The 24,800-nt window shown below is 39.4% G+C and carries 25 protein-coding genes; 11 read left to right on the top strand and 14 right to left on the bottom strand.

What is annotated here, in order from left to right:
• Nucleotides 1-30 precede the first annotated feature (30 nt).
• Both IE867_RS04915 and IE867_RS04910 read left to right on the top strand, forming a co-directional pair.
• Nucleotides 31-795 carry a glycosyltransferase family 2 protein gene (locus IE867_RS04915; RefSeq protein WP_192483667.1) on the top strand — a complete coding sequence of 255 codons (765 nt, stop codon included), beginning with the start codon at nt 31-33 and terminating at the stop codon, nt 793-795.
• A complete protein-coding gene (locus IE867_RS04910; protein WP_192483666.1) occupies nt 785-1,603 on the top strand; it encodes a glycosyltransferase family 2 protein in 819 nt (272 codons plus the stop codon). Before IE867_RS04915 ends, IE867_RS04910 begins: the two co-directional genes overlap by 11 nt.
• On the opposite strand, the gene IE867_RS04905 is transcribed toward IE867_RS04910, so the two are convergent.
• Nucleotides 1,598-2,692: a glycosyltransferase gene (locus IE867_RS04905; protein ID WP_192483665.1), complete on the bottom strand. Its 1,095-nt coding sequence runs from the start codon at nt 2,690-2,692 to the stop codon at nt 1,598-1,600. The two genes, IE867_RS04910 and IE867_RS04905, sit on opposite strands and share 6 nt — an antisense overlap.
• 204 nt (nt 2,693-2,896) lie before the next feature.
• On the opposite strand from IE867_RS04905, the gene IE867_RS04900 reads away from it, so the two are divergent.
• The 4 genes from IE867_RS04900 to IE867_RS04885 all read left to right on the top strand — a co-directional run bounded on the left by IE867_RS04900 (nt 2,897) and on the right by IE867_RS04885 (nt 6,987).
• On the top strand, nt 2,897-4,069 hold the full coding sequence (locus IE867_RS04900; protein WP_192483664.1) for an O-antigen ligase family protein: 1,173 nt from the start codon (nt 2,897-2,899) through the stop codon (nt 4,067-4,069).
• 79 nt (nt 4,070-4,148) lie between these two features.
• Complete coding sequence (murC, locus tag IE867_RS04895) at nt 4,149-5,534, top strand: UDP-N-acetylmuramate--L-alanine ligase (RefSeq protein ID WP_192483663.1); 1,386 nt, start codon at nt 4,149-4,151, stop codon at nt 5,532-5,534.
• Nucleotides 5,531-6,418: a 16S rRNA (cytidine(1402)-2'-O)-methyltransferase gene (rsmI, locus tag IE867_RS04890; protein WP_192483662.1), complete on the top strand. Its 888-nt coding sequence runs from the start codon at nt 5,531-5,533 to the stop codon at nt 6,416-6,418. Before murC ends, rsmI begins: the two co-directional genes overlap by 4 nt.
• 5 nt (nt 6,419-6,423) lie before the next feature.
• The gene (locus IE867_RS04885; protein ID WP_192483661.1) at nt 6,424-6,987 is read left to right on the top strand and encodes a YqeG family HAD IIIA-type phosphatase; all 564 of its coding nucleotides are present in this window, start codon (nt 6,424-6,426) and stop codon (nt 6,985-6,987) included.
• Nucleotides 6,988-7,244: 257 nt separating this feature from the next.
• On the opposite strand, the gene hemC is transcribed toward IE867_RS04885, so the two are convergent.
• Together hemC and IE867_RS04875 are read right to left on the bottom strand one after the other, a co-directional pair.
• Nucleotides 7,245-8,186 carry a hydroxymethylbilane synthase gene (gene hemC / locus IE867_RS04880; protein WP_192483660.1) on the bottom strand — a complete coding sequence of 314 codons (942 nt, stop codon included), beginning with the start codon at nt 8,184-8,186 and terminating at the stop codon, nt 7,245-7,247.
• Nucleotides 8,170-8,853, bottom strand: a complete 684-nt coding sequence (locus IE867_RS04875; protein WP_192483659.1) for an alpha/beta hydrolase — start codon at nt 8,851-8,853, stop codon at nt 8,170-8,172. Before IE867_RS04875 ends, hemC begins: the two co-directional genes overlap by 17 nt.
• 136 nt (nt 8,854-8,989) lie before the next feature.
• Between IE867_RS04875 and IE867_RS04870 the strand changes: the two genes are divergently transcribed.
• Complete coding sequence (locus IE867_RS04870) at nt 8,990-9,568, top strand: LemA family protein (RefSeq protein ID WP_192483658.1); 579 nt, start codon at nt 8,990-8,992, stop codon at nt 9,566-9,568.
• Between the two features lie 3 nt (nt 9,569-9,571).
• Complete coding sequence (gene htpX / locus IE867_RS04865; protein ID WP_192483657.1) at nt 9,572-10,630, top strand: zinc metalloprotease HtpX; 1,059 nt, start codon at nt 9,572-9,574, stop codon at nt 10,628-10,630.
• An 11-nt stretch (nt 10,631-10,641) separates the two neighbouring features.
• Here htpX and IE867_RS04860 read toward each other — a convergent pair whose 3' ends face one another.
• From IE867_RS04860 to bla, 8 genes are all read right to left on the bottom strand, one after another.
• Complete coding sequence (locus IE867_RS04860) at nt 10,642-11,013, bottom strand: type II toxin-antitoxin system PemK/MazF family toxin (RefSeq protein ID WP_192483656.1); 372 nt, start codon at nt 11,011-11,013, stop codon at nt 10,642-10,644.
• Complete coding sequence (locus tag IE867_RS04855; RefSeq protein ID WP_192483655.1) at nt 11,006-11,260, bottom strand: AbrB/MazE/SpoVT family DNA-binding domain-containing protein; 255 nt, start codon at nt 11,258-11,260, stop codon at nt 11,006-11,008. The genes IE867_RS04860 and IE867_RS04855 overlap by 8 nt, the downstream gene beginning before the upstream one ends.
• A gap of 107 nt (nt 11,261-11,367) precedes the next feature.
• The gene (locus IE867_RS04850) at nt 11,368-11,526 is read right to left on the bottom strand and encodes a hypothetical protein (RefSeq protein WP_192483654.1); all 159 of its coding nucleotides are present in this window, start codon (nt 11,524-11,526) and stop codon (nt 11,368-11,370) included.
• A 19-nt stretch (nt 11,527-11,545) separates the two neighbouring features.
• Nucleotides 11,546-14,365, bottom strand: a complete 2,820-nt coding sequence (uvrA, locus tag IE867_RS04845; RefSeq protein WP_192483653.1) for an excinuclease ABC subunit UvrA — start codon at nt 14,363-14,365, stop codon at nt 11,546-11,548.
• A 286-nt stretch (nt 14,366-14,651) separates the two neighbouring features.
• Nucleotides 14,652-15,584: an RluA family pseudouridine synthase gene (locus IE867_RS04840; RefSeq protein WP_192483652.1), complete on the bottom strand. Its 933-nt coding sequence runs from the start codon at nt 15,582-15,584 to the stop codon at nt 14,652-14,654.
• Nucleotide 15,585: 1 nt separating this feature from the next.
• The gene (locus IE867_RS04835) at nt 15,586-16,707 is read right to left on the bottom strand and encodes an S-(hydroxymethyl)glutathione dehydrogenase/class III alcohol dehydrogenase (protein WP_203249887.1); all 1,122 of its coding nucleotides are present in this window, start codon (nt 16,705-16,707) and stop codon (nt 15,586-15,588) included.
• 94 nt (nt 16,708-16,801) lie between these two features.
• The gene (locus IE867_RS04830) at nt 16,802-17,182 is read right to left on the bottom strand and encodes a hypothetical protein (protein WP_192483651.1); all 381 of its coding nucleotides are present in this window, start codon (nt 17,180-17,182) and stop codon (nt 16,802-16,804) included.
• Nucleotides 17,182-18,060 carry a class A beta-lactamase gene (gene bla, locus IE867_RS04825; protein WP_203249886.1) on the bottom strand — a complete coding sequence of 293 codons (879 nt, stop codon included), beginning with the start codon at nt 18,058-18,060 and terminating at the stop codon, nt 17,182-17,184. Before bla ends, IE867_RS04830 begins: the two co-directional genes overlap by 1 nt.
• 74 nt (nt 18,061-18,134) lie before the next feature.
• Here bla and IE867_RS04820 point away from each other — a divergent pair, with 74 nt between their 5' ends.
• The gene (locus IE867_RS04820; RefSeq protein ID WP_192483649.1) at nt 18,135-18,854 is read left to right on the top strand and encodes an HAD family hydrolase; all 720 of its coding nucleotides are present in this window, start codon (nt 18,135-18,137) and stop codon (nt 18,852-18,854) included.
• Here IE867_RS04820 and IE867_RS04815 read toward each other — a convergent pair.
• The 3 genes from IE867_RS04815 to prfB form a co-directional block, all read right to left on the bottom strand.
• The gene (locus IE867_RS04815; RefSeq protein ID WP_192483648.1) at nt 18,835-19,041 is read right to left on the bottom strand and encodes an RpnC/YadD family protein; all 207 of its coding nucleotides are present in this window, start codon (nt 19,039-19,041) and stop codon (nt 18,835-18,837) included. The two genes, IE867_RS04820 and IE867_RS04815, sit on opposite strands and share 20 nt — an antisense overlap.
• A gap of 23 nt (nt 19,042-19,064) precedes the next feature.
• Nucleotides 19,065-20,603 (bottom strand): lysine--tRNA ligase, encoded by a 1,539-nt coding sequence (gene lysS, locus IE867_RS04810; RefSeq protein WP_192483647.1) that lies wholly within the window; start codon nt 20,601-20,603, stop codon nt 19,065-19,067.
• Between the two features lie 134 nt (nt 20,604-20,737).
• Nucleotides 20,738-21,833 (bottom strand): peptide chain release factor 2 gene (gene prfB, locus IE867_RS04805; RefSeq protein WP_192483646.1). Its coding sequence is split into 2 segments (ribosomal slippage): nt 20,738-21,760 and nt 21,762-21,833, totalling 1,095 coding nucleotides; the frame shifts between segments, so codons are not numbered across the junction.
• Between the two features lie 185 nt (nt 21,834-22,018).
• Between prfB and IE867_RS04800 the strand changes: the two genes are divergently transcribed.
• Both IE867_RS04800 and IE867_RS04795 read left to right on the top strand, forming a co-directional pair.
• Nucleotides 22,019-23,311, top strand: a complete 1,293-nt coding sequence (locus IE867_RS04800) for an MFS transporter (RefSeq protein WP_192483645.1) — start codon at nt 22,019-22,021, stop codon at nt 23,309-23,311.
• 116 nt (nt 23,312-23,427) lie between these two features.
• Nucleotides 23,428-24,648, top strand: coding sequence for an MFS transporter (locus IE867_RS04795; protein ID WP_192483644.1), 1,221 nt, complete (start codon nt 23,428-23,430; stop codon nt 24,646-24,648).
• The last annotated feature ends 152 nt before the right edge of the window (nt 24,649-24,800 follow it).

Raw genomic sequence — 24,800 nt, 5'->3', positions numbered from 1 at the left:
CAGCAATCAAATCCGGTCAACCTTGCACTTATGACTGAAAAGAAAAACACGCTTGGCGTAGTAATTATTACTAAAAACGAAGAAAAAAATATCGCGCGCTGCTTAGAATCTGTCAAATGGGCAGACGAGATTATTGTTGTTGATTCAGGTAGCACTGATAAGACACTTGAAATTGCTCAATCTTATGGTACCAAGACGATTGAACGTCATTGGCCTGGGGATGGTCCACAAAAGCATTTTGGCATTTCACAATTAACCACTAACTGGGGACTTGTATTAGATGCCGATGAAGAGGTCACAATCGAACTTGCACACTCGATTAAAGCAACTTTGAAAACCCCACAATACAGCTTTTATAAAATGCATCGTCGATCATTTTTTTTGGGCAAAATCATTCACCATGGCGACTGGGGTAAAGACTGGATTGTCCGTTTATTTGATTGCAAAAAACATCAATGGACACAAGATATAGTTCATGCCAAACTTGATGTTTCAAAAAAGCAAGCTGGTATATTACAAGGCAAACTTATTCATCACTCTCAGGACAGTGTCACCAGCTCATTAAAGAAAATGAACGATTATAGTGATGGCACCTCCACGATTCTGTGGCAAAAAGGCAAAAGAACTTCCTTGCTAAAGGCAAGTTTTCATAAACATTGGACTTTCTTACGTGGCTTTATTATGCGCTTAGGATTTCTAGATGGTAAACGTGGCTATTTAATTGCTAAACTCTCGGCTTACGGCTCATATTTTAAATATGTTAAATTATGGGAGAAACAGCAAAATGAACAATAGCACCTACCAAGGACTGATCTCAGTTATTGTTTCCACCTATAACTGGTCTCACGCACTTCAACTTGTTTTAACGGCGTTAAACAACCAAACCGATAGTAATTTTGAGGTTATTGTTGTCGATGATGGCTCAACTTCTGCAACCAAAGAAATGATTGAGCAATTTAAAACAATAGCTCGCTTTCCTTTAAAACATTTATGGCAGGAGGATAAAGGGTTTCGCGCTGCAAGAGCACGTAACCTTGGCATTAAGCATGCCTCTGGAGATTACATTATCTTTCTTGATGGCGATTGTGTGCCAAACATACACTTCGTCGGAAACCACCGCAAAATAGCTGAGACAAACTATTTTGTCGTTGGTCACCGTATCATTTTATCCAAAAGCTATACACAAAAAGTTTTACAACAACAGCTGCCATTATGGAAAAAAAGTGGCTTTGAGTGGCTGATTAGTGCCTTGCGCAAAAATTCAAATAAACTCTTGCCAAAACTTTATGTTCCTTTTTTAAATCGTTATAAAAAACCAAATAAATGGCAAGGCGCCAAAACTTGCAATCTCGCCTTTTGGAAAAATGATTTACTTGCCGTAAGAGGCTTTGACGAAAGTTTTGAAGGCTGGGGATTTGAAGACTCAGACTTAGTTATTCGCATACTTAATTATGGGAAAAGACGTAAATCTGGTAAGTTCGCCACAGAAGTCTTTCATTTGTGGCACAAAGAAGCAGATAGATCAAATGAGAGTAAAAACTTTGATTACCTACAACAACTATTGCAAACAAAACGTATTCACCCCGCAAACTCTGAACTATAACAAGTCCTTCTGATATATCTTGTTGACAGTGTTAAATGCACTTTCAAAGCTAAACTTTTCTAACTGCTGCTGTGTTGCAGTAATAGGAGAGATTAAAGCTTCCTCTATACTTTTAGCTAACGCCAACGGATCATTGCAAGGTACTAAGTATTTAGCCATATTTTCAACTAATATTTCTTTTGGTCCCGACTTACAATTCGTACTAACCACAGGTGTTCCACAGATCATCGCTTCAACAATCACGTTACCAAATGCTTCATGATCAGAGCATAACACCATGATTTTGGCATTTTTCATATATGGAAATGGATTACTCATAAAATTAATGACCTTAACTTGCTTTCTCTTTTTTGAGAGTGCTATAAGACTTTCTAATGCCGGAACATTATCAGTAATAAAAACCAAATTCACATGCGCTGCAACTTGTTCAAATGCTGCTAATAGCAAATCCTGACGCTTATGATCTAAGCTATACCTGCCAACATGTAAAATATAGGGATTCTCATCAACCTGAAATGCCTGTGCTTTGCTGCGGATCAGATCAAAATCAAAAAAATTATATAACACATGAATAGATTTTGGTTTAACTTCAAACCTATTAAGAAGGGTCTCTTTCACACCATGAGACACACATATAATTCGTCTTTTATTAAAATGCCTAAATTCTTTTTTACGCATTTTTTGATAGGATTTTTCACTTTCCTTCAACTTTTTATCTAGAACAAAACTTGAACAAAAATGTCGATAATAAAATGTTTTATTCTCAACAGAAGTTTTTAGCCATTGCCTTGAAGTCGTTTTATTGGAAAAAATCATTTTAAAACCATGGAGCTTATCTAACTTGGTAATTAACCTAGACACCAAAGTTTCTTGAATGACTTTAATGCCACGAGCGTTTTTTGCTGCCTCTGCAAATAAAATAATTCGTTCATCAACATCAATATCAATATCAACCTTCTCAAAGACAATCAAATAAACTTGCAGTCCTTGCTCTAACAAAAGTCGCGCAAGATTAAGAAGCACAACATCAGCACCACCACATTTTAATCCTTGAGAAATTAGTAAAACTTTGTCATTAGCCTTTAACATATTTAGCCTTTAACATATTAAGATCAAATTGGACACATTAGGATAAAATTGATTCTACTTTAGTTGATGTCAAATGCTAAGGACTTTATACTAGCAAAAATCTTATTTGAGGTAGTTTAACTTAACATGCAAACCCCGTCACATCAAAACTACGACTTTCTGAATAAAGCTTATCTTTTTTTCGCCTTTGGACTAGGGCTCGTCATGACAGTCTCTACAGCACTCACCAGCATCTTTGCTGTATGTTTACTACTATTATTTATCATCAGCGGTGACTATCGCGCCAAACTGGCGCTAATAAAGCGCTTTTATATATGGCCAGCAATTGCATTAATTTTATTGGCTTTGATTAGTTGCTTGTATTCAACGCTGCCATTTAATGAGTCCATTGGTTGGGTTGGCAAATTTTACAAACTCCTAATTATTTGGATTATCGCCTATGTCTGCTATAAAAACCCTGAGATTATTAATAAGCTCTTATTGGCATTTTTTATTGGTGTGATACTCAATGTCATTGCTATTTTCGTGAATTATTACTTCTTAAGTCCTGAAAATGCCATTGTCTTTAGTGGACCGACTTTTCCGGCAGCACAGTCACACTTTGTGACCGGCTTTATCTTTGCCATTTCTGCATTTATGCTCTTTTCAATGGCGTTAACAACTCACAGCAAAAAGCAACGGATTCTTTTTCTGATTCTCGGCATTATTATTATTTGTGCTGAGCTTGGCTTAAACACGAGTCGTACTGGTTATTTAATCGAGTTTTCCGTATTGGCAGTTGGCTTTTTTATGAAATTCCGCTGGAAAGGTTTAATTGCTGCTATTGTCATTGTCCCAAGTGTTTTTGCCGCATTTTACCATTTCTCGCCAAACTTCAAGATGCGTATTGATGAAGCCTACAACAGCACCATTAGCTATTATAATGGTACAAACACTAACACTTCCGCTGGTATTCGTCTAGGTTTCTATCACACTGCTTTGGGAATTTTTGAACATAAGCCACAGCGTATTTTCTATGGTTGTGGCACAGGTGCACAAACACAGTGCAGTGCACATTTTATTAATAGTGAGATACCATCACATGACAAGAAATATTATCGTGTGATCAATAACCCACACAACCAATATGTCTACTTTGCGATGCAGTCGGGTATCTGGGCAGTTACTGCGTTCATCCTTTTATTACTTGCTTCTTTTTACTACGCAAAAGACATGCCAATGATGATGCGCAATAACACACGTATTCTTATCATTGCCTTTGCCATTGGCTGCTTGGTTAACTCGTGGATTTTAGATATTGGTCCTGGATTTATCTTCTGCTTTTTGTTACCCGTCGTGTTGGCTCAACGCTACACCGAAAAACCAGATGCACAATAAAACCAAATTCCTCAATATTTTTATCTCCAGTTATATTAAACTACTTAGCAGTATTGATTTGCCATAACAAATAATCATCGTGACAACAACACAAAAAACAGCACATTATCACTTTATCGGCATTGGCGGCATGGGTATGTCAGCGCTTGCGATATTTTGCTTACAAAAAGGCTATCGTGTATCTGGCTCTGATTTGCAATCATCAGAGCTCACATCAAAGCTCACTACAATGGGTGCGCGTATCACATTTGGGCATGATGCTAAGAACTTAACCGATGCTGATGCAGTGATTTATACCTCAGCCATGCGTGAAGATAATCCTGAATATCAAAAAGCATTAAGCCAAAACATACAAATTTATCATCGTGCTGAATTCTTAGCCTTTTTAAGCAAGGACTATGCTGAGCTTATTGCCATTACTGGCACGCATGGCAAAACAACGATCACTAGTCTTTTGGCACATATCATGCATGAAGCAGGACTTGATCCAAGTTTTATTAATGGTGGTCTTGCTAATAACTTCACACATCACGCACATGCTAGTGACTCACCTTATATGATTATTGAGGCCGATGAAAGTGATGCTTCATTTGTTAAGATACACCCTAAGCATATGATTATCAGTAATGTTGATCTTGATCACATGCAAACCTATCAGCATGAGATTACAGCACTTATTCAAAGCTTTGCTGATTTTGCTTTAGCTGATGTTGTGTGCGGCGAGATTCTTATTGGTAGTGATAGTGGCAGCGCTTATCAACTCACAGAGAAGATAAAAACACAGAAGCTAAGTGTTCTACATTATGGTTTAAACGATGATATGGATATTCAAATTACGCACTTCCAACAAACAAAGCGACACGCAAAGTTTGATATTACCATCACAGATAAGAGCTATAACGACTTTATAAGCACACTGCCTGGTAAGCACAATGCTGAAAATGCGCTTGCTGCGATTGCACTTTGTCTTAAGTTTGGCATTGCCGAGAATACGATTAAACAAGCACTATTAAGCTTTAAAGGTATTTATCGTCGCTTTAATCATTATCAAACCTCTATTAACAATCATTCGATCGAACTCATTGATGACTATGGTCATCATCCGGTTGAGATTCAAAGTACACTGGATGCCATTGCCCAACAGTTTCCACATCAGCGCCTTATCCACATCTATCAGCCACACCGCTATACACGGACGCGCGATTTATTTCATGAATTTATCGATTGTTTAAACAATGCGAATATTGTGATTCTAATGCGCAGTTATGCCGCCAGTGAAGACCCGATTGATGGTGCGCATGCATTGGATTTATTTAATGCATTAACAAACAAACATCCGCAATGCTTTTATGTTGATAATAATAAAGAAGCTAAAACCCTTATTAATGAACTTGCCACAGCGCATGATGTGGTACTTGTGCAAGGGGCAGGTGATATCGCCCATTTAGTGAGTATGTTGCGATGAAAAATCAGATTGAACGCGGCGTGTTATATGTTGTGGCAACACCAATTGGCAATTTACAGGATATTACGTTGCGTGCTTTAGATGCGTTAAAACAAGCTGAGGTCATCTTTGCTGAAGATACGCGTGTCACGCGCAAATTGTTAGAGCAATATGCGATTAAGCCACCGGTAATTATCTCCTGTCATGAGCATAACGAGCAGGCACGTATTGATTTATTAATCGAGCATTTAAACGATCAAAAAATAGTGGCTTTAGTTAGTGACGCCGGCACGCCATTGATTAGTGATCCTGGTTTTTATTTGGTGAAAATGCTGCGTGAACAAGGTTATCCCGTAGTACCATTACCTGGCGCTAGCGCTCTGATTACCGCCTTATCCGCAGCAGGCATCGCGACCGATGGTTTTCAATTTAAAGGTTTCTTACCTGCTAAGTCGTCAGCTCGCAAAAAGATTTTACAAAGTATTGAAAAATCAACGATCACAACAGCCTTTTATGAGTCAACACATCGAATTATTGCCACACTCACGGATATTCAAGCTACATTACCAAGTCACACATTGGTTGTTGCTAAAGAACTCACCAAACAATTTGAGCGTTTCTTTCATGGGACCGCTTGTGATATTTTGGCTGATTTTGCAAAAGATTCTTCATTAACAAAGGGTGAATTTGTTATCTTAATCGAAGGCATTAAGGCAGATGAAAAAGAAGATACTATTGTTGATGAACATAAACTGCTTAGCCTATTGCTTGAGGAACTGCCAATTAAAAAAGCCGTCAGCATCGCAGTAGAGCTTACCCAAGGCAAAAAAAATGCCCTATATAAGCAAGCGCTTGCAATACAAGAAGATAAACAAAACAACACCAATAACACATCAGGAATATAGGTTTAATGGGACGATTTAGTTTTACGATTAAAATGAGCTGGTATCAACGTAAAAAAATAAAAGCGATTGCCCAGCGCAAACATCAAGTAGAAAAGGTCACACAGTTGAATCCTGAAAAACTTAAGAAATCAGGTATTCGTTATATTGCGCTTGATTTTGATGGCGTACTTGCGCCACATGGCCAACCCTTACCAGATGAAAAAATTCTCAATTGGCTTAACTCGCTAACCGACAAATATAGTGAGCATAATATTTTTATTCTTTCCAATATGCCAACTGCTGAGCGCGCCCAGTATTTTGCTACACATTTCCCTAATATCCGCTTTATCGATGGTGTTGCTAAAAAGCCTTATCCCGATGGCTTATTAAAAATTCAAGAACTCGCACAATGCAAAGCGCATGAACTTGCCCTTGTTGATGATCGACTACTTACTGGATGCCTTGCCTGCATTTTGGCTGGCAGCTTTCCAATTCTAGTTATGAGCCCCTATAGCAACTATAAAAGACGACCTTTTCAAGAGAGCTTTTTTGGATTACTACGTTTTATTGAGAAGTCAATTTTTCTTTAAATTGCTATCTAATGCATAAGAAAAAATTTGCGTTGTGATCCCCCTCACCTCCGCACAACGTAAGCTGCACAACCTCTCCCCCGAAGGGGCAGGCAATAACTGATACAACTTATTTTTCATCATTGCCATCATTATATAACGTTGGCTGAGCTTCAGTCGAAGCCATTTATTATCTCTACGTCGCCCTTCGACTTAGCTCAGGGTGCGAGGCAATTGTGAGAATGCTTGACATCATTCAAAAGAAGCGATTTATCAAATCACTGTTGCAATATAACTTTTGCACCCTTTTCAACCATCTTTCGCGCTAATGCCTTACCAAGATCAACTGCATCATTGCCATTTAAAGTCTCGCGCATGATCTCTTTACCGTCACTGCTGGCAACCATTGCCGTTAACTGCAAACCTTCCATCCCTTTCTCACAGAATGCGGCAATTGGCACATGACACCCGCCCTGTAATGCCTCATTAAAACTACGTTCTGCCAAGGCGCATACTCTAGCATCTTCGTTATCAATAGCATTTAATAGCGCTTTGATCCTATTATTTTGTGCTAGATATTCAACGACTACAATCCCCTGCCCAACCGCAGGCAATGAGATCTCAGTATCAATCAAACTTTTGATACGAGCGCTTAGATCTAAGCGAATTAATCCAGCTGCTGCCAAAATGATGGCACCATACAAACCTTCATCGAGTTTTTTGAGCCGTGTTTGCACATTGCCACGCAAATCACGAATATCTAAATCTGATCGATAGGCTAATAGCTGCGCTTTGCGTCTTAAACTTGATGTGCCAACAATCGCACCTTGTGGCAAATCATCAATACTAGAAAAAGTATTTGATACAAAAGCATCTTGTGGGTTCTCACGTTGGCAGAAAGCATCCAAGGCAAAACCCTCAGGCAACTCATACGGAACATCTTTCAACGAATGAACGGCGATATCTGCACGTCCCTTCGTCATTGCCACTTCAAGCTCTTTCATGAAAAGCGCTTTACCACCAATTTGATTCAATGGACAATCAAGGATCTTATCGCCTTGTGTTTTCATCGTGATAATCTCACAGATCAATCCAGGGTGTGTTTGCTCTAACAATTTCTTGACGTAACGGCTCTGCCATAATGCTAGCTGGCTATCACGCGAAGCAATAATCAATTTATCTAATTTATCTAATTTATCTAATTTATCTGGCTGTATCATTGATCAGCCCATAACATAATTGAATAAAATGGCTAATATCATGAATCTCTGGCATACATACGCTATGCTCCATTGGATAGTCATGGAACTCGTGTTTTATACCTAATTCCTCAAGCTTAGTTTTAAGCATTTGACCAGCTACAAATGGTACCACTGGGTCATGACTGCCATGCCCTATAAAAAACGGTGTTTGCTGATTAGCATTATTAAGCTTTGTTTTAAAATGATCCCAATCTGGCAAATAAGTTGATAACAGCACAATGCCGGCAAATGAGTAAGGCATCGTAAGTCCTGTTAAGGCAGCAATCGCTCCACCTTGAGAAAAACCTGCAATAATAATATTCTCAGTAGCAATGCCGTCACTAAGCTGTGATTTAATGATCTCATCTAGCGCATTTAACGAATCTTCAATTCCTTTACAGTCCACATCACGTTTTATATCATCAATGCGTTTTATGTCATACCAAGCACGCATTTCCATGCCCATATTAATCGTCACTGGCTGCACAGGCGCATGCGGGAAAATAAAACGCACACCTGCATCAACTGGCAAATTCAATTCTGGCACAATCGCCTCAAAATCATGTCCATCGGCACCTAAACCATGCAACCATATCACCGTATGTGTCGCTTTTTGTTTTGGTTCAACAATCACTAAATCAAGCATTTTTCCCAATCTATATTACACTTAAGCTTAAAAATGCTGTCATTATGAAACACAATACGCTTGAATGCCAGCAACATACGTGGCAAATTAATACTGTTTGATAATTTAGTAATCAATAAATTTAGGAGCTAAAACCATGGTTACCCTCATTATTATCGTTGTTATTCTCGCTTTGATTTTTGGCTATGTCTTGATGACTTACAACAGTCTTATTGCTGAAATTGAGGCCGTTAAAAACTCTGAACGCCAAATTGACGTCCAATTGGATCGTCGCGCTAAAGTCTTTGACTCACTCATTAGTGTTGTTAAAAAATATATGGATTATGAGCAAACGACATTAAAAGATGTCACCGCCTTAAGAAATCAGGCAATACATGCCAAGGAAAAAGGGGACTCTGAAACGCGTATGGCGGCTGAAAATGAAATCTCAAAAATCGCCGGTGGTTTGAATGTTCAGTTTGAAAATTATCCTGATTTAAAAGCCAATCAAAATGTCATGCAATTGCAAGAAGAAATCACCTCTACCGAAAATAAACTGGCGTTTTCAAAGCAAGCTTTTAACGATAGCATTGAAAAATACAATGCTCATAAAAAATCAATGATCGCAGGTGTTGTGGTTAATATGTTTAAAAGCAAGCTTGATGAGGACTTTATCTACTGGCAAGTCAGTGATGAAAAACGTCAAGTGCTTGAAGATAGTCGCGTTGAGTTATAAGCCATGGCAGCAATTGATATCAACGGTGTTGATTGGCGTGAAGTCGTTAAGAAAAACACGCGTAAATCGTATACCGTTATCGCCTTATTTTTAATTATCTTTTTTGCCCTTGGTTTTTTAATCGATCTTGTTTGGCGCTATGGTCAATATGGCGGCATGATGACTTATGCTGGATATCGTTTAAGTTTTGGTGATATTGCTTACCTTGTGGCGACCTTAAAACTCACACCATGGGCAACGATCATATCCACTATAATTGCATTTATTTGGCTAATGGCAACCTTTAGTTACTATGACAAAATCATGCTCGCAGGAACCCAGTATCGCGAGATTAGCGCAAATGATCCTGATCCACTTTGTCAGCGCATTTATAATGTTACTGAAGAGATGAAAATTGCTGCAAATATGCCCTATATGCCAAAAGTATATTTGATTGAAGCCGATTATATGAATGCCTTTGCTTCAGGCTTCTCTGAAAAATCCTCTATGGTTGCGGTCACACGCGCACTTGCTAATCGTTTAAATCGCGATGAGCTGCAAGCGGTAATGGCACACGAGTTAACCCATATTCGTAATCAAGATATTAAGCTTAATCTATTTACCGTCGTGCTATCGAATATGCTGATGTTTATGATTGAGTTTTTATTCTATTCAACACTTTTTGGTGGCAATCGCAATCGTCGCGATAACAACAATGGCGGCAATGCGATGGCAATTATCTTTATGGTGATTATGTTATTACGTTTCATATTGCCAATTATTACCAGTATGATGGTGCTATTCTTAAGTCGCACACGTGAGTATATGGCAGACGCTGGTGCCGTTGAGCTGATGCGTGATAACAAGCCGATGGCGAATGCGCTGATTAAAATCAGTCAAAATCATAATGAACCGCAAACTGCACAAAGCTATGCGCACAATAGTAATGAACGTATGCGTCGCGCCTCTTATCTTTATGATCCAGCCAGTAGTAAGTTTGCCGCAGGCGGCATGGATGATATGTTTTCCACCCACCCAAGTTTGAAAAAACGTTTAGCTTCAATTGGTGCCAATCTGCGCTAGCTTTGATTGGCTCATCTACTGTTTAAAAGATCATCTATTATTTCTTCGGCACCAATTAAAGGCAATAATCTAAGAATCACGTCTTTAAACACACCTTTTTCTGCTTTAGCAATGAATCGGCATTTGCGCTCTTTCCATGATAATGTTTGTACAATTGATGATGCGACAACAGATGGGTTATCAATATTATTAATGGAGACTTCAGTAGCTCCGCCACGAATAGATGTGCTCACTGGGCAGCAAATAAGTGTCGCTGTTTTTGAATTATATTCTTTGGATGATAAGACAAAAGCAGGGCGATATTTGCCAATTTCCTTGCCTTTTGTTGGCTCAAAGTCAAGCCAGACAATATCATTTCGCTCTGGAATATACTGCTTAGTCATGCCATTCATTGCCTTGAGGCTTAACTATTAAATCTTTGTGACTGCTTTCATCTAAGCCATCAATTAATGATGACTCAGAAAATGGCAAAATCGTTTTTTGTTTAGCTTTGCGTATGAATAAACCATCTGCCTTTATTTCAACATCAACAATCATTCCAGCCTTAAAGTCCGTTAAATCTCTAAGCGCGCCTGATAATCTAATCCCAAGACTATTTCCCCATTTGAGAATTTTTGCGTTTGTATGCATGATAGACTCCAACCATTTAAGTTATACATAGTATAACAGTCATTTGATAAATTGCTATTAGAGGTCTATATTTTAGTGAGTTTTAAATTCACCTGATATTTTTGTCATTAACCATGCAAATACTGCTTTAAATCACTAGCTGAATAGATGCTAGACATCACAGTTTTATGCGTTACTTTGTTATGTTTACCTGCCTTAAACCACGGAATATACACTGAAAAAATAACCACTAATGTCACCAATAAAATGATTATACGTCTTAACATACCCTCCCCCCTTTGGATATTACAGCATCATCTTTAAAAATCTACCCGTGTGCGACTGCGCATTTTTAGCAATGCTTGCTGGTGCACCTTCGGCAATAATTTGACCACCGCCATCACCCCCTTCAGGACCCAGATCAATAATCCAATCTGCCACTTTAATTACATCTAAGTTATGCTCGATAATAACAATGCTATTGCCTTGCTCACGCAAACGCATAATGACATTGAGCAATTGCTGAATATCATGAAAATGCAGTCCGGTCGTCGGTTCATCAAGAATATACAAGGTCTTACCGGTTGCGGTTTTTGATAACTCTTTAGCTAATTTAACCCTTTGCGCTTCACCACCTGACAAGGTGGTCGCATTTTGCCCCAAAGTAATATACGACAAGCCAACATCCATTAAGGTTTGTAAGCGACGTTTTATTTGTGGTACCGCCGAGAAAAACTCTAAAGCTTCCTCAATACTCATATCAAGCACTTCGCTAATGTTTTTGCCCTTGTATTGAATCTCTAACGTTTCACGATTGTAACGTTTGCCCTGACAGACATCACATGGCACATAAACATCCGGCAAGAAGTGCATCTCAACTTTTAATACACCATCACCTTGGCATGCTTCACAACGCCCACCTTTGACATTAAAGCTAAAACGTCCCACCTGATAGCCACGTGAACGCGATTCAGCGGTTGCTGCAAATAATTCACGAATGGGTGTAAAAACACCGGTATAGGTTGCAGGATTTGAGCGCGGTGTGCGCCCAATCGGGCTTTGATCGATATCGATAACCTTATCCAGTAGCTCAAAACCTTTGTGTTTATCATAGGCTTGCGCTGTGATGCTATTGTTTTTATTAAGAAGCTTTGCCGCTAAGGGATAAAGTGTGCGATTAATCAAGGTTGACTTACCTGAGCCAGACACACCGGTGACACAAGTTAATAAGCCCAAAGGAATTTTTAAATTAACATTTTGCAGGTTATTGCCTTTAGCACCATAGATCTCAACATATTGCCCTTTTTTTGGCTTTAACTTCTTGCCATTAATGGTAATCTGTTTGCGCTTGGAGAGATAATCTGCCGTTAATGATTTTTCATTATCAATGATTTCACTCAATCGCCCTTCAGCAACGATTTGCCCGCCATGAATGCCAGCACCAGGCCCTATATCAATAATATGATCGGCTTGTTTAATCGCGTCCTCATCATGCTCGACCACAATCACCGTATTACCTAAATCACGTAAATGATGCAAGGTGTCTAATAGCTTTTGATTATCACGTTGATGTAGTCCAATCGATGGTTCATCGAGAATATACATCACGCCAACCAAGCCTGCACCAATTTGACTGGCTAAGCGAATACGTTGCGCCTCACCACCTGAGAGTGTGTCGGCTTGACGCGATAGATTTAAATAATCCAAGCCAACATTAACTAAGAAGCCCAAACGCGCGAGAATTTCTTTGAGCAAGCGCTCAGCAATCACGTGCTTTTGACCTGTAAGACTCAAATTATCTAACCATTTAACACTATCTTTTATCGACAGAGCCGTTAATTGCGCGATATTTTTGCCGGCAATAAACACATTACGTGCCCCTTCATTTAAACGCGTTTCATTGCAACTTGGGCATGGTAAATTACTCATCAGTTTACTTAATTCTTCACGAATCATGTTTGAGTCAGTTTCTTTATAACGACGCTCAAAATTTGCCAATACGCCCTCAAATGGTTTCTGTGCTCGATATTCTCTACCACCTGAGCTTTTAAAGTAAATATTAATCTCAGTTTTTCCTGAACCATTAAGCACTAATTCTTTTTGCGCATCGGTGAGCTTATTAAACGGGGTATCCAATGAAAAATTAAAATGCCGAGCCAACGCCTCTAATTGCGCAAAGTAATAGCCATTACGCTTATCCCAGCCATGTAGCGCTCCTTGGTTTAAACTTAAGTTATCATCAATAATAATCTTATCCGCATCAAAGTATGCTTTGGTCCCCAAACCATCACAGCTTGGGCAAGCACCAATTGGGCTATTGAATGAAAAAATTCTCGGTGCCAATTCCTTAAGCGAGTAATTGCAATGTGGACAGGCATGTTTCGATGAAAAGATAATATCATCTTGCTCACCATCTAAAAATACGAGCTTAGCAATACCTGCTGATAAATCTAATGCTGTTTCAAAAGACTCTGCTAAACGCTGCTGGTTTTTCTTTTGTGGTTTAAAACGATCAACTACCACTTCAATCGTATGCTTTTTATAACGATCCAATTTAGGCGGATCGCTTAACTCATATAGTTCACCATTAATACGCGCACGCAAATATCCTTCAGCATAGAGCTTTTCCATCAACTGGATGTGCTCACCCTTTTTATCAACAATCACGGGAGCGACAATCATAAGTTTTTCCTCATCATCAAAGCTCAACGTATGATCGACCATCTGACTAATCGTTTGCGCCTTTAGCTCAACCTTATGCACAGGGCACATCGGCTCACCAATACGTGCAAATAACACACGCAAGTAATCATAGATTTCAGTGACTGTCCCTACTGTTGAGCGGGGGTTATGCGAGGTAGTTTTCTGCTCAATGGAAATCGCAGGGGACAAGCCTTCAATATGTTCAACCTCGGGTTTATCCATCAAGGATAAAAACTGTCTAGCATAACTTGATAATGACTCCACATAACGCCGCTGCCCTTCAGCATAAAGTGTGTCAAATGCCAATGATGATTTACCTGAGCCACTTAAACCTGTAATAACCGTTAATTTATCGCGAGGAATCTCTAAATCGATATTTTTAAGATTATGCGTTTTCGCACCTTTAATTGTGATTTTATCCATGCTGTCATACCGCAAAAAAGAATGAACAGATTGTAACACAATCATCAAGCAGGTTGAATCTTGTAAGCTGAAACGCCATTACTATAACGCGCAAAATAATTCACGAGCGATATCGCCGGAGACCTTATTTATATCTTATCGTTTGTTCCTGTTAAATGTGATCTCAGTGCAACTAAAGTCTACGTCGCTCAAGGTAAGAATAGATCATTTATAATAGCTGTCGACCTAAGCATTTAAAAAAACAACAAAATCAGAAGGCTTTGGGGGCTTTAGTTTTATATTATAATTATTTTAAAAATGATGTGAGCATTGTTATGCAATCACGATCATATGGCGCCTCAAAATGCATATCTTCACCCGTTTTGGGATCCTTAAACGATAAATTGGCAGAATGTAAAAATAGGCGATTAAAGCCTTTCTTTATCAATACTTGATCTTTATCGGCAATACCGTATTTTTTATCACATACAATTGGGCAATTATATGCCGCAAGATGCACGCGAATCTGATGTGTTCTACCAGTGTGTGGCATTGCTTCGACCAAAGTGTATTGATCCAATTTTTGCAAGATTCTAACACTGGTTAATGCGTCTTTGCCTTCTTTTTTATCAACACGCACCATGCGTTCACCATGTGGCAGTAAGTGGCGCTTTAATGGCAAATCAATCTGTTTGACTTTATTTGACCAACTGCCGTGCACTAGGGCGTGATAAGTCTTTTGCACTTCGCGTTTTTTCAACGCTTCATGAAAATAGGTCAAGATGCTGTATTTTTTGGCAATGATCATACACCCCGAGGTCTCTTTATCTAAGCGATGTGCCAACTCAAGTTTTTTAGCTTGAGGACGCAGTTGACGCAAGCGCTCTATTAACCCTGAGTTAACGCCTGAGCCACCATGAACGGCAATACCAGAAGGCTTATTAATAATCATATAATCCGCATTCTCAAATAAAATGAGTGATTCAAGAAAGACTAAATGATCATCACTTACCTTAGCGGGCGCTTCTTCCTCAAGGATAAAGGGTGGAACACGCACGATATCACCTGGCTTAACACGATAAGTTTGTTTAATGCGCTTCTTATTGACACGTAAATCTCCTTTACGAATCCAGCGATATATCAAGGATTTAGGTAGTTTGCTAAACTGTCCAATCAGAAAATTATCAATACGTTGACCTTCGCGATCAGCATCTACTTCGATATGTTGAACACCTGCCATTCTAGAACTCAACCACGCTACGAATGCTTTCACCTTTCGCCATTAATTCAAAGGCTTGATTAATCTCTTCAATTGGCATGGTATGGGTAATAAAGTCTTCTAGCGCAAATTTTCCCTTTAGATAATCATTTACATATTGTGGTAATTCCGAGCGCCCTTTGACACCACCAAATGCGCTGCCTTTCCACACACGACCAGTAACCAACTGAAAAGGACGAGTAGTAATCTCTTTGCCTTGACCGGCAACACCGATAATAATTGACTCACCCCATCCTTTATGTGCGCATTCTAGCGCACTTCGCATAACATCAACATTACCGATGCATTCAAATGAGTAGTCAACACCACCTTCGGTCATCTCCACAATCACCTCTTGGATTGGGCGCTTATGATGCTTAGGATTAATACACTCAGTTGCACCAAGCTTTTGCGCTAAAGGAAATTTATCTTCATTAATATCGATGGCAATAATACGTTTTGCTTGAGCCATCTTTGCACCAATAATCACAGCTAACCCAATACCACCTAAGCCAAAGACAGCGACAGTTGCACCTTTTTCAACTTTGGCAGTATTTTTGACCGCCCCCATTCCCGTTGTTACGCCACAACCAAGTAAACATACCTTTTCCAAAGGTGCTTGTTTATCAATTTTAGCAACGGATATCTCAGGCAACACAGTATACTCAGAAAAAGTAGAACACCCCATATAGTGATAAATGGGTTGGCCGTCTTTAAAAAAACGTGTTGTGCCATCAGGCATTAAACCTTGGCCTTGTGTTATACGAATTTTCTGACATAGGTTGGTCTTGCCTGAAAGGCAAAACTTACACGTACCGCATTCAGGTGTATATAAAGGGATCACATGATCACCCACGGCAACAGAGGTTACTCCCTCACCGATTGATTCAACAACCCCCGCACCTTCATGCCCTAAAACACATGGAAACACAGCTTCAGGATCCTCGCCAGATAATGTGAATTTATCCGTGTGACAAACACCAGAGGCATTTATCTTAATGCGTACTTCCCCTTTTTGTGGTGGTAATACATCAATAGTTTCGATTGAGAGGGGTTTATTGGCTTGCCAAGCAACGGCTGCTTTAGATTTTATAGTATGAGACATATCGATCCTTTGTTCCTGCAAAATATTGGCACTTATTATGCGCGAAACCACTGATTCAGCCAAGGATTTCCATATCTTTTTGGCCTATCCCCTGTTAATAAACCAAGTCCTTTGGGTCTATATCGATAAAATCCGGTTCAGGTGTCACTTCAAATTGAATAGCATCAATGGTCTTCCTATTTTCTAACTTGGCTTTGCATACCCGATGCATGCCATCCATAATTTGCCCATCGGCACACAGCAAAATAGGATAACTCAAATCAGCATCTTGAATAAGCTTCATATGCTCAATAATACTCAAGCACGTTGGTTTTTCTTCACCAAATTCATACCAATAACACTGAGCTAGCTCTTTAACTTGATCCACTTTAATCGATATTGCTTTTAGGTGCTGTGATTCTTTAACAAGCTTTTTAACATCCCAAATTAAAAGCTGTCCTTTAGCGGACTCTCTAAAGTGATACTGCGTTCTCATTAAACAGTCTGATCTAAGCAGGAATTAGTTTTACCAAGCTCAGCCATAGCAAGGTTAGTTGCTTTTTGGATCACAACATCTTGTGCTTTGGCATCTTGCTTATCCTGTGTATAGAAAACACTAATTACAATCGGTTTGCATTTGTTTGGCCATATCACACCAATATCATTCGTTGTACCATAATCACCCGTGCCGGTCTTATCACCAACGATCCAAGATTTATTAACACCTGCTTTTATGCGCTTATCCCCCGTGGTATTTGTTTGCATCCATTTGATCAATAAATCACGCTGCATAGCAGGAAGAATATTACCCAATACAATTTTATCCAGACTTTTTGACATGGCTTTTGCTGTTGTTGTATCTCTTTTATCTCCTGGGATGGCAGTATTTAAATAAGGCTCATGGCGATCTAACCTGAAGGTTGTATCACCAATGCTTCGCGCAAATTGGTTTAATTTATCCAGACCGCCCAATTGCTTTAATAGTAGGTTTGCCGCTGTGTTATCGCTTAACATTGCTGCATGACATAATGCACTAACGGTCATGCCTTTACCCAGATTTTTTTGGGTATATGGGGAGTATGCATTGACCATATCTTTTTGTGTATACTCAATCTTCTTTTCAAGCAATTTAGGCTCATTAGCACTCTTTTTTAATATTGCCGCAACAAGCATCAGCTTAAATGTACTGCACATTGGCATGTGTTTATCCGCATGATAATCAACAGCTTGATCATTCGATGTGTCAATGGCACTAATTGCCAATTGCCCACCATATTGTTGTTCAAGCGCCTTAAAATTATCAGTATTTGCAAAGCTCATCAGTGCAACTAACGGCAAGGTTATAGCCACTGTACATTTATTTATTAACTTCATAATACCCCTCATTGATTTTCAATTGACAAAGCTTACAACGCTTATCATCATATCCACAAACTCACCATAATACTATGCCAAATACAATGCCTAATATCGCTATTTTTGATCTTGATCACACACTTATTTCTGTTGACTGCTCCAACGAATGGGCTAAGTATCTATGTAATCACAAGCTTGTAAACAACCCTAAAACCTTTATGGCAACCAAAGAAGCCTATGATCGCGCCTATCATGCCGGTGAAGTCGATATGCTCGGGTTTTGTCACTTTGTCTTACAACCTCTGATTGGACACAGTGAAAGCTCATTACAAAGCACATTAAAAGACTTTGCCCACTTTATTGTCAAGAACTTCACTTACCCTGAAGCTCACCAAGCAATTAAGAAGCATGTAGCAAAGGGCGATCAGATTTTATTAATATCCGCAAGCTTGATTGATTTAGTGCACCCCATTGGTCTTTTGCTTGGATTTGATCAAGAAAATATTATCGGTGTACAAAGTGTCAAAGAAAATGGCAAACTCACGGGTGGCGTTATCGAACCATTAAGTTTTGGTATCGGCAAAGTTCACTACTATCAACAATGGCTGCAAAAAAAACCCACGACATTTGAGCAAAGCATTTTCTACTCTGATTCAATTAATGATGCGCCATTATTAAAGCTTGTTGATAAAGCAGTTTGCGTGAATCCAGATCCTAAATTAGCATTATTAGCTCGTGATAATAAGTGGGAAATAAGAAGCTGGCAGCAAATGGAAACGGCTCACGAACAGATCAATGACGTGTATTTTTGATGCGCTCCTTTAGTTCAATAACATCTTTTTGATCAAGGTCTGTTATTTCACAAACATCATCAATCGCATAGCCTTTACGCAACATTTTGCATGCAGTTTCTTCTGCTTTCAAACGCGCTCCTTGCTGCATACCTTGTTGCACACCCTTTGCAATCCCTTGTGTTTCCCATTTTTCTGCTACCGTCATAACATCACCTCTTAAACTTGGTGCTATTCAGGGCGCATATGCGGGAATAAGATCACATCACGAATCGATGCGCTATTGGTGAAAAACATAACCAATCTATCGATGCCAATACCTTCCCCTGCAGTTGGTGCTAAGCCATACTCTAAAGCACGGATATAATCCGCATCATAAAACATCGCTTCATCGTCCCCTGCATCTTTCGCGGCTACTTGTGCTTTAAAGCGCTCAGCCTGATCTTCTGCATCATTTAACTCAGAGAAACCATTGGCAATTTCACGCCCGCCGATAAAGAACTCAAAACGATCAGTAATAAAAGGATTATTATCATTGCGACGCGCCAATGGTGATACCTCGGCCGGATATTCGGTAATAAAGGTTGGTTGAATCAAACGATGCTCAACAGTTTCTTCAAAAATCTCTGTTTGTAGCTTGCCTAAGCCATAGTGTGATTCCACTTTAATGCCTAGCTTTTTAGCGATTGCTATCGCTTGGTCAAAGTCTGCCAACTGCTCTTTAGTGATCTCTTGATTAAAATGTAAAATCGAATCAAACATACTCATACGCACAAAAGGTTGTGCTAAATCATAGTCTTGACCTTGATAATGAATGTCGGTAGTACCTAGCACATCTTCAGCCATCTTACGCAATAAATCTTCGGTTAAATCCATCAAATCTTTATAGTCAGCATAAGCTTGATAAAACTCAATCATGGTAAATTCAGGATTGTGACGCGTTGATAAACCTTCATTTCTGAAGTTACGATTAATCTCATAGACGCGATCAAAACCACCAACAACCAAACGCTTTAAGTAAAGCTCAGGCGCAATACGCAAATAAAGCGGCATATCTAGCGCATTGTGATGCGTTGCAAAAGGTTTTGCTGAGGCACCTCCTGGAATCACATGCATCATTGGCGTTTCGACTTCCATAAAACGATGTTCATCAAAATAACGACGAATAAATTGAATCATTTTAGAGCGCGTCTGGAAAACTTTACGACTCTCACTGTTAGTCATCAGATCAACATAGCGTTGGCGATAACGCGTTTCTTGATCAGACAACCCATGAAACTTATCAGGCAATGGGCGGATCGACTTAGTTAATAACTTAATGCTCGTTGCATGCACCGATAACTCACCGGTATTGGTCTTAAATAATGTCCCTTCAACACCAACGATATCACCCAAATCCCAATGTGCGTTAAAGCGATCATACTCGCCTTCAGCTAAATCATTTTTGCGAATATACGCTTGAATACGACCTGACATATCCTGAAGCGTGATAAAAGATGCTTTACCCATAACACGCTTGAGCATAATGCGTCCGGCAATTTTTACCGTTGGCTTATCTGCCAACGCTTCTAACTCTGCTTTTTCGATCTTGCCATATCGTGCTTGCAAACATGCTGCTGCGGCATTGGGTTTGAAATCATTAGCAAAAGCAATACCATTATTTGATTCGGTATGTTCTTTAAGCTTTTCTTTGCGCACTTGAATCTGATTATTTTCTTCGATTTGCGCTTCTTCTTTTGTCATCACTTGATCTTGAACTTGTTCTGTCATGGCTGTTATTCCAATTTTTTATTTTTATTTTAATCTTTTATTTAAGGGCGTATTCGATACGCCCCTACGCTACATAATTTTCAATATGCCCCTGCGCTATATTATATGCAGTACACCCCTACGGTATATACCACTCACAAACCCATTTTCAAGCTAGCTTCGATAAATTTATCCAAATCACCGTCAAGCACTGCCTGTGTATTGGTATTCTCTACAGAGGTTCTTAGGTCCTTAATTCTTGATTGATCAAGTACATAAGAACGAATTTGGCTGCCCCAACCGATATCTGATTTAGACTCCTCAAGCGCTTGTTTTTCAGCATTGCGTTTGTGCATCTCTAGTTCATACAGCTTTGATTTTAGCTGCTTCATTGCTTGATCTTTGTTTTTATGTTGAGAGCGATCATTCTGACATTGCACGACAATACCTGATGGTTCATGCGTAATTCTTACTGCTGAATCTGTACGGTTGACATGCTGCCCACCAGCGCCTGATGCGCGATACGTATCAATGCGCAAATCTGCAGGGTTAATCTTGATCTCAATATCATCACTCACCTCGGGGGATACAAAAACCGATGCAAATGACGTATGACGTCGGTTACCGGAGTCAAACGGTGACTTACGCACCAAACGATGCACACCCGTCTCAGTCCGAAGCCAACCATAGGCATACTCACCTTCAAAACGAATCGTGCAGCTCTTAATACCCGCAACATCACCATCTGACACTTCAATAAGCTCAGTTTTCAAGCCATGCGCCTCGCCCCAACGTAGATACATACGCATAAGCATTTGCGCCCAATCTTGCGCTTCAGTGCCTCCTGAGCCGGATTGCACATCCAAGAACGCATCATTTGGATCCATTGGATTATTAAACATACGCATAAACTCAAGCTTGGCTAACGCAGATTCCAAATGATCAATTTCAGTGATAACCTCTTGTAAGATACTCTCATCATCAGCTTCTTGCGCAAACTCAATCATCTCTAGCGCATCAGTAATTCCCTTATCTAGGGTTATGACATTATTAACAACCACCTCAAGGGCTGTTTTTTCTTTACCTAACGTTTGCGCATTCTCTGGATCATTCCAAATCTCTGGATTTTCCAACTCCATTAATACTTCGTCTAAACGCTCTTTCTTATGGGCAAAGTCAAAGATACCCCCGAAGTGTATCCAAGCGCAATGACATCTCTTTTAATTGTGTTTTATAGCTATTTACTTCCATTACAGAAAATTTTATTTGATTGGCGTTAAAGTAGTCGATATTCTAACACAAGCCTGACTCAGCTGCGAATTGTTTTTCCCTTTGCACAGTTTAAGCGTAGCTCAATTGCTATTTTGTTCTATAATAACGTAAAAAAGTGTATTTTATTGTATCTAAATGCATCGCAAGCAAAGGAGATTGCCATCATGTCATCACAACCTCTTTCTCAAGCCTCACCCAAAGAAAAAGAAATTTCGCGCACGAAAAATATTGTTGCCAGCTTCTGTGGAAGCGTTTCAGAATGGTATGAATTTGTTGTTTATGCCTTTTGCGCCCCTTTTTTAGCACCCTTGTTTTTCCCTTCTGACAATCAGCTTGTTTCCGTTTTAGCTGTTTATGGTGCCTTTGCTGCAGGCTTTTTGATGCGGCCATTAGGTGCACTTGTTTTTGGTTACTTTGGCGATAAATATGGACGACAAAAGACTGTCTCTATTGCTGTTATTTTAATTGGCTTACCGACTGTCATCATGGGCATCATGCCAACCTATGAGCACATTGGCGTTATCGCACCCATTGTGCTTATTCTTGTGCGTATGCTCCAAGGCTTAAGTGTTGGCGGGCAATTCACGGGATCTGCCGTTTTTATCAATGAGCATATAGGCAGTAACCGCCGTTACCTAGGTGCTGGCATTACCTTTACTGGCGCATTTGTTGGCATGCTACTGGCATCAGCAGTTGGCGCATTATTAACGGCTATTTTAAGTGATAAACAACTTGCGAGCTGGGGATGGCGCATCCCTTTTATCTTAGGCATCTTTGTTGCCATCTTAGGCTATTATCTTAAAACGCATACCAGCGAAACCCCACAGTTTAAAAAGCTCAAAGCACACAATGCCCTACCAAAGAACCCAATTATTGAAGCATTTAAAACACAAAAATTTGGCATGCTACTTGGTATTTTTATTTGTTGGCTAACGCCATTAATCGTCTATCAGCTATTTATCTTTATGCCAACCTATGCGCATACTTACCTTAATATTGAGCTAAGTCACGCACTTGAAATCAATGCCATTGGCATGATCATCCTATCTGTTTTCACCGTTTTTTGGGGCTATGTTGCTGATCAAGTTGGCTTTTATAAGGTCATGGCAACAGCTGCAGTTATTTTGTTTTTTCTCTCACCGTTACTCTACTGGCTAATGTCACTACACACTTCGATTTTCATTCTGGCACAAATTATCTTTGCCATTGTAGGGGCTGCTTTTATTGGTCCTGTAATGGGTATGCTTAGTCACTTATTCACAGTCAATGCGCGTTATACCGCGTTATCGATCAGTTACAATATAGGCTTTGGAATTTTTGGTGGTAGTGCAGCATTGTTTGTCATCTATCTCATTAACACAACGACAATTACATGGATTCCTGGTGTTTATATTTCCTTTGCCGCCATTATTTCTTTGATTGCCTTAACGGTTGCCAGAAAACACATGAAGGCTTAAAAAATCGATCATTTTAATTGTAGTTTATCTGCCAACACTCTAAAGTGGCTCGCTAATTATATAAGAAGTGATACACTTCGCCGCTTGAATAAATCTTTGAATATTTGGAGTTACCAATGAAACCGGTTAATAACCGCCTATTAGTCGCCATTTTGATGTTGACGATTGTTATTGATGTCATGGGTGTGGGACTTGTTTTCCCCGTCATTCCTGAAATCATGATGTCAAAACAAAGCCCATTTTTTGGGCTTGGCACAACTGATTCGCTACGCAATTTTTATTATGGTCTATCCATGGCAGTATGGCCTTTGGGGATCTTCATTGGTAGCGCGATTATCGGCAGACTCTCTGATAAATATGGGCGTAAACTGATGATTATCGCCTCACTAGCAGGCACGATTATTGCCTATCTATTATCCGTGACCTCCTTAGCATTAGGCTCATTAAGCATTTTCATGTTAAGCCGCTTTGTTTGCGGATTTTTTGGTGGCAGTTTTAGTATTGCGCAAGCAGTTATTTTAGATATTTCTAACGAGCAAAACCGCGTTAAAAACCTAAGTTTAATCACGCTTTCTGCCTCTATTGGCTTTGTCTTTGGACCACTTATAACAACAGCTGTTGGCCTATTATCGCAAACGGAATACCAAGCAATCACACTACCATTTTGGTTCGGTGCAGGACTTTCCGTAATCAATCTATTAAGTGTTTGTTTCTTGCTACCTGAAACCTACACCAATCGTATCAAAGAGCAAAAACTTAAGTTGATAAGCCTTATCTTTAGTTTTAAAGTGATGTTTAGCGACAAGCGCGTCAAGATACTTGCATTGGCCTTTTTGATGTTGCAAATCGGTTGGGGCTATTACGCCCAAGGATTGCCATTGGTGTTAGCACAAGCATTCCAGTTTGAACCAGCAAGTATTGGCTTTGTTTTTATAGTGATGAGTTTAGGCTTTGCATTTTCAACACTTTACTTTCAAAACGTTGTGCTTAAGCGCCTTAATAATCACCTTGCGATGCTATTAAGTGGTGTCATTATTGCGATATTAATTGCACTTTGTACATTTTTCTTAAGTCCAAGCTCGATGGTTATCAGCGCATTTATTGGCGCGTTATTAGAGATCATCTTCTATACCGCTTTATTATCAGTGATTGCCAGCAAAGTTGAGAGCCATGAGCAGGGTGCCATCATGGGCGGCACCACTTCTGTTTTTGGTATTGCTTGGGCGATTAATGCTTTTACTCTTGGTTTATTTACAACATTCTACTTACTACTACCCCTTTATCTAGCAGCTGTGAGTATTTTAATTGCAGGATTGGTTATCAAACTAGACAAGTAGCATAAGTTACATTTATTTAGGCCTAGTACTAAGGATCGTTCGCTGAGAGGTAAAGTTGCTTAAATTTCCTATTTTAAAATAGTATTTCATACTTTACACTTTTTCTGCTAGCATAGACTATCTGATTTGCCTGTAATGACCCACATATTTAC

This window comes from Cysteiniphilum marinum (assembly GCF_014857925.1).
GTDB classification, from domain to species: domain Bacteria; phylum Pseudomonadota; class Gammaproteobacteria; order Francisellales; family Francisellaceae; genus Caedibacter; species Caedibacter marinus.
This window is presented reverse-complemented; position numbering and strand designations above follow the sequence as displayed.